Here is a 6,094-nt window from a genome sequence, read left to right as displayed (position 1 = left end):
CGGCGCCCCTCAGGCGGGCCTGTCCGTCTCCATGCCCAGCGTCCGCTACCAGCCAGCCCAGCTCGAGTCCCTGGTGACAACCCTCACCGCCGCGGCCCGCCGCCTGGAGACCACCCCGCAACGACGGCATAAGACGGCATAACTCGCTGGGCTGCCACAGCTCGACCCGATTGCCCTCAGGATCGGTGACCCAGCCGAACCGGCCGACACCCTCCATGTCCTGAGTCTCCCCGGCCACGTCCGCTCCCCTGGCGCGCAGTTGCGCGATCATCGCATCCAGGTCGCGGACACGGAAGTTGAGCATCGTCTGCTGGGCGCGGGAGCCGAAGTACTGGGTCTCGGACTCGAAGGTCGCGAACACCGTAACCCCGGCTTCCTGATGCCACAGGCCGTTCTCATCGGCGTCCAGACCCAGGCAGTCGCGATACCACGCACCCAGGGCCACCGGGTCGGCGGCCCGCATGAAGTATCCGCCAACTCCAAGCACACGTTCCATGCCGCCATCTTGCCAGGGCCAAGGGCTGCCCTCGGCCTAGGCCGCGTACTCGGTCTCCCCGACGAACGCGTCCCACAGCCCGGCGTACAAGCCGCCGCGCTCGAGCAGCTCCTCGTGCGACCCGATCTCGGCGACCCGCCCGTGGTCGAGGACCACGATCCGGTCCGCGCGCGCCGCGGTGGTCAGCCGGTGCGCCACTACGATCGTGGTCCGCGAGGCCGCCAGCGACCGCGTCGCCCGCGTGACCGCGGCTTCGGACGCCAGGTCCAGCGCCGCCGTGGCCTCGTCGAGCAGCAGGATGTCGGGATCGGCAAGTTCCGCCCGCGCCAGCGCGATGAGCTGCCGCTGCCCGGCTGACAGGCTCCGCCCGCGCTCACCCACCTGCTGCGAGTACCCGTCAGGCAGCCGGATGATCATCTCGTGCGCGCCCACGGCCCGCGCCGCCGCCTCGATCTCCGCGTCGGAGGCAGACGGCCGCGCGTACGCGATCGCCTCCGCGACCGTGCCGCTGAACAGGTACGCCTCCTGCGGCACCACGCCCAGCCGGTGCCTGAACTCGGTGAGGTCGTAGTCCCGCACGTCGACCCCGTCCACGAGCACCGACCCGGACGTGACGTCGTAGAACCGCGCGATCAGCTTGACGACGGTGGACTTGCCGGCGCCGGTCTGCCCCACCAGGGCGACGGTCTCGCCCGGCGTCACCGTGAACGACACCCCGGCGATCGCCTCGCCGGCCTTCGACGGCGCCTCGGCAGCGTCGGCGGCATAAGAAGGACCCGACAGCGACGGCCCGGCCCCGTAGCTGAACCGCACGTCGCGCAGCTCGATCAAGCCGTCGAGCCCGGTCGCCGGCACCGGCACCGGCGACTTCGGCTCAGGCACCGAGGTCCGCAGCCGCATCAGGTCCTTGATCCGCGACACGCCGACCGCCGCCTGCTGGTATCCGTCGAACACCTGGGACAGCTGCTGGATCGGCGAGAACACCATGTCGATGTAGAGCAGGTACGCGATCAGCGCGCCGACGCTCAGCGCGCCGGAGTGCACCTGCCCCACCGCGACCACGAGGACCAGAGCGGACGCCACGGTGGACAGCGTCTGCACGAACGGGAAGTACAGCGCGATGTACCGCTGCGCCCGCAGCCGGGACTCCCGGTAGGCGAACGAGCGGCCGGCGAACCGCGCCCGGTTCTCGCCCTCCCGCCGGAACGCCTGGGTGACCCGCAGCCCCGCCACGTTCTCCGCCAGGTCGGCGTTGACCACGCTGACCCGCTCCCGCGCCTCGGTGTAGGCCCGCGACGACTTCTTCCTGAACACCACGGTCGCCGCGATCAGGAACGGCATGATCGCCAGCACGAGCAGCCCCAGCCGCACGTTGATGATCAGCATCGCGGCGAGCACCCCGACGAACGTGAGCACCGAGCTGATCATCGTGACCAGCCCCGTCTGCAGGAACGTGGACAGCGCGTCCACATCGGTCGTCATCCGGGTCATGATCCGCCCGGACAGCTCGCGCTCGTAGAAGTCGAGGCCGAGCCGCTGCAGCTGCGCGAAGATCTTCACCCGCAGCGTGTACAGCAGCCGCTCGCCGTTCCGCCCGACGACCATCGTCTCGGCGATGTTCACCAGCCAGTCGCCGAACACGATCGCCAGCCCGGCCAGCGCCATCAGCGCGACGAAGCTGAACGCCTTCGCCTGGACGCCCGAGTCGATCCCGCCGCGCACCAGCGCGGGCAGCGCCAGGTTGGCGGCGGCGTCGAGCCCGTCGAGCACGAGCCCGGCGATCAGCGCGACCGCGATCGGCCGCAGCAGCTTGCGCAGCGTGAAGTGCGTGTCCGCGGCCCGCGCCTGCGCCTCGTCCACGTTCGGCTCGTCCTTGATCGGCGGCAGTGCCTCGACCTTGGCGAGCAGCTCAGGGTTCGGCGGCACGCTGCCGATCATCCCGTCCATGTGGGTGGCGCGGGCTGCCCCCCTGCGGGCCGCCCCCGCTCCCCGTCCCGAGTATCCAGAACGGGCCCGTGTCTCCGCCCCAGCCACTTCATGGCCGTTACCGGCGTCCGCCACGGTGCCTGCCACGGCGCCCGCCACAGCGCCCGCCGGGGCGGGCAGCTCCCCGGCGTCAGTCCCCTCGGCGTCGTCGCCAGGCCCGGAGATGAGCAGCCGGTATAGTTCCGACCGCTCCTGGAGCTCCGCCTGGGTGCCGATGTCGGCGAGCCGGCCCTCGGCGGTCATCACCGCGACCCGGTCGGCCAGGTTCAGCGTGGACCTGCGGTGCGCGATCAGCAGCGTGGTCCGGCCGGCCATCACCCGGTGCAGGGTGGCGTGGATCTCGGCCTCGATGCGCGGGTCGACCGCGGACGTCGCGTCGTCGAGCAGCAGCAGCCGCGGGTCGGTGATCAGCGCGCGGGCGAGCGCGACGCGCTGCCGCTGCCCGCCGGACAGCGTGAGCCCCTGCTCACCGATAACCGTGTCGTACCCGTCCGGCAGCTCGCGGATGAACTCGTCGGCCTCCGCGGCCCGCGCGGCGGCCACGACCTGCTCGAACGTCGCGTCCGGCCGCCCGTAGGCGATGTTGGCGCGCACCGAGTCCGAGAACAGGAAGCTCTCTTCCATCACCATGCCGATGGCGGACCGCAGCGACTGCTCCGTCACGTCGCGCACGTCGTACCCGCCGACCCGCACCGCGCCGCCGCGCACGTCGTAGAACCGGGGGAGCAGCAGGCTGAGCGTGGACTTGCCCGACCCGGACGGCCCGATGACCGCGACAGTCTCGCCGGCCCTGACCTCGAGCGACAGCCCGCGCAGCACCGGCTGCGACGGCACGTAGCCGAACTGCACGTCGTCGAACGTGATCCCGTTCGCGTCGGCGGCCAGTTCGATCGCGTCCGTCTTGTCGGTGATCGTCGGCTTGGAGTCGATGACCTCGAAGACCCTGATGACGCTGGCGCGGGCCTCCTGGCCGATCGTCACGAGGCTGGTGAGCACCCGCACCGGGCCGGTGAGCTGCGCCAGGTAGCTGGAGAACGCGAGGAAGGTGCCGAGCGTGACCTGGCCGTGGATCGCCAGCCAGCCGCCCAGCAAGAGCACGCCGACGAGCCCGAGCGACGGGATCGCGGTGAGCGCGGGGTTGTACCTGGCGGTGAACCGGAGCATCCGCAGCCGGGACCCGTACAGGTCCTCGCTCGCGGCCTCCATCCGCTCCATCTCCTGCTCTTCCTGGCCGAACCCCTTGACGACGCGGACCCCGCCGATCGCCTCGTCGACGATCCCGGCGACCTCGCCAACCTGCTGCTGCGCGTGCCAGCTGGCCGGGAACAGCTTCTTGCGCGCCGCCGTGGAGATCAGCCAGAGCGCCGGCGCGACCGCGACCGCCACGAGCGAGAGCAGCGGCGACAGCGCGATCATGATGACCAGCGAGAAGACGAACAGCATGAGGCTGCCCAGGGTCAGCGGCATCCACTGGATCAGGCCCTGCACCATGTTGAGGTCGGAGATCGACCGGCCGACGAGCTGGCCGGTGTGGATCTCGTCCTGCCGGCTGCCGTCCAGCCGGGACAGCGAGTCGAACAGCTCGGTCCGCATGGCGTGCTGTACGTCGAGCGCCATCTTGCCGCCGCGGTACCGCCGCATGTAGATGCCGGCGAAGTTGGCCGCCGCGGCGATGAGCAGCCCGATCGCCAGCGGCCACACCGACTCTTTGTCCGTGACGATCACGTTGTCGATGACTCCCCGCTGCAGCAGCGGAATCGTCAGCGTCGCCGCGACATAAAGCACCGATCCCGCCAGCGCGATAACAACGTCCCGCCGGAACCGCCAGCAGTAGCCGGCCAGCCTCCTGATCCAGCGAGCCTCATTGCTCTGCTGGCTGCTGTTGCCTTTCATCCTCCCCCGACCGTGTAGAGATGCCCCTGAACCAAGACTTCCAACAACCATCCACGAATTTTCATTTCCCAAACTAACGACCTAAGCCAATAGACCTATCCCCGCCCGCGCCCACGCCCCTGGTGCGGACACGGGCGGGGACACCGTCCCCACCGTCAGCAATCGACCACCACAGCGTTGGCCCCCGCGGCATCACACAGTGCCCGCAGGTCCTGAGCATCGCTTGTGAGCACTCGGTCGCCAGGTCCTGCGAGCAACGCCACGCTGGCATCGATGGCGTCCTTCATCCGGGTCGCCCCGAGAAGCTCCCCGGCGCGCATCCCGTCTTCGCGGGTGATCGATTCCACTGTGATGTCGAGGAGCGCCCTGGCCATCGCATTGGTGCGTACCGGGTCACCGGCCCTGTCAGCATCCTCCACCTGGGCCAACACCTGGCGGTCGCCGCGGTCGATCGCGATCAGCGCGCCGGCGTCGAGAATCAGCGCGCTCATGCCTAGCCCCCTGACTCGCGGGCGCGTTCCTCAGCCAGCTCGCGCCAGCGACGCGCGCGAGCCATCTCCTCCTCGGTGAAGGCCCCGTACTCGGCCTGGTATTCGTCCAGAAACTCGCGGAGTCCCCGTCGGCGACGCTCGCGCTCCGCCTCCGCGAGGATCCCGGCGTCCCGGTCCGCGTTGAGCTTGGCCTCTGCCGCCCGGGACAGCCAGTCGGACAGCGACAGCCCGGCCTCGTCCGCGGCCTCGCGGACGGCCTCCCTCAGCTCGGGAGCGAATGTGACGCTCAATCGATCTCCACCCTTCCATCGTATGGCAGGCCTTGCCGCCCGCCCAATGAATATTCACCAGCAAGCTAGCACCCCCCACCGACATTCCAGCGGAAAAGACATCGCGTGGCAGCAATGGCATTTAATTGCTATCGAGGACCGCCCGGACCTTGGCAAAGTCGCACCTCATTGCCTTTGGCAACGCCCTTCGCTCGCCTTTTCCGTGATCACGGAAGTTCCGCACCCCATACGCACGTTTTCTCTCCGTGATCACGGTCCGAGGCCATTAATAGAAGCCCTCTGTCCCGGATGATCCACGGGGCCTCACCCGGCAGGACCGCCAGGCTCCAGGCCGCCATCTTCGTATCACTTCCCGCCCCTGGAACCGGACAAATCGGGCGCGAAAAGGGCCGAAAATGATACGAGGACGAAAAGTGATACGAAGTTGCGAGAGTGTGCGGGACTTGGCGAGCGCCGCTCGAATGTCGGGGGGGTTCGCTATGGTCCGTGCCATGAGGCTCCTGCACACGTCCGACTGGCATCTCGGGCGCTCGCTGCATAAGGCCGACCTGCGCGAGGCGCAGGAGCGGTTCCTCGATCACCTCGTGGAGACGGCGCGCGCGGAGCGGGTGGACGCCGTGCTCATCGCGGGCGACGTCTACGACCGCGCGGTGCCCCCGGTGGACGCGGTGGCGCTCTGCGAGCAGGCGCTCGTGCGGCTGCGCGACACCGGCGCCCGCGTGGTCGTGATCAGCGGCAACCACGACTCCGCGCGCCGCCTCGGGTTCAGCAGCGCGCTCATCGACGCCTCCGGCGTGCACCTGCGTACCCGGCCCGCGACGCTCGCCGAACCGGTCCTGCTGCGCGACGACCACGGCCCGGTGGCCGTCTACGGCGTGCCGTACCTGGAGCCGGCGGTCGGCCTGCCCGGCTTCGACGGGCCGCGCGCTCACCCGGCC

At 69.8% G+C, this 6,094-nt stretch carries 5 protein-coding genes; 1 reads left to right on the top strand and 4 read right to left on the bottom strand.

Translation table 11 applies throughout. The features are described from left to right. The 4 genes from WA805_RS08535 to WA805_RS08520 all read right to left on the bottom strand — a co-directional run. Positions 1-496, bottom strand: a 496-nt coding sequence (locus WA805_RS08535; protein ID WP_425242070.1) for a VOC family protein, incomplete at its 3' end; no start/stop codon positions are given. Between the two features lie 36 nt (positions 497-532). Continuing rightward, on the bottom strand, positions 533-4,375 hold the full coding sequence (locus WA805_RS08530) for an ABC transporter ATP-binding protein (protein ID WP_425242069.1): 3,843 nt from the start codon (positions 4,373-4,375) through the stop codon (positions 533-535). Between the two features lie 155 nt (positions 4,376-4,530). Beyond that, positions 4,531-4,866, bottom strand: a complete 336-nt coding sequence (locus WA805_RS08525; protein ID WP_424561923.1) for a hypothetical protein — start codon at positions 4,864-4,866, stop codon at positions 4,531-4,533. Positions 4,867-4,868: 2 nt separating this feature from the next. Further along, positions 4,869-5,156 (bottom strand): hypothetical protein, encoded by a 288-nt coding sequence (locus tag WA805_RS08520; RefSeq protein WP_425242068.1) that lies wholly within the window; start codon positions 5,154-5,156, stop codon positions 4,869-4,871. Positions 5,157-5,647: 491 nt separating this feature from the next. Here WA805_RS08520 and WA805_RS08515 point away from each other — a divergent pair. Continuing rightward, positions 5,648-6,094, top strand: a 447-nt coding sequence (locus WA805_RS08515) for a metallophosphoesterase family protein (protein ID WP_425242067.1), incomplete at its 3' end; no start/stop codon positions are given.

The sequence above is a fragment of the Trebonia sp. genome (assembly GCF_049794275.1).
Lineage (GTDB): Bacteria > Actinomycetota > Actinomycetes > Streptosporangiales > Streptosporangiaceae > Trebonia.
The sequence above is the reverse complement of the archived record's forward strand: the minus strand, read 5'-3'. Positions and strand labels throughout refer to the sequence as shown.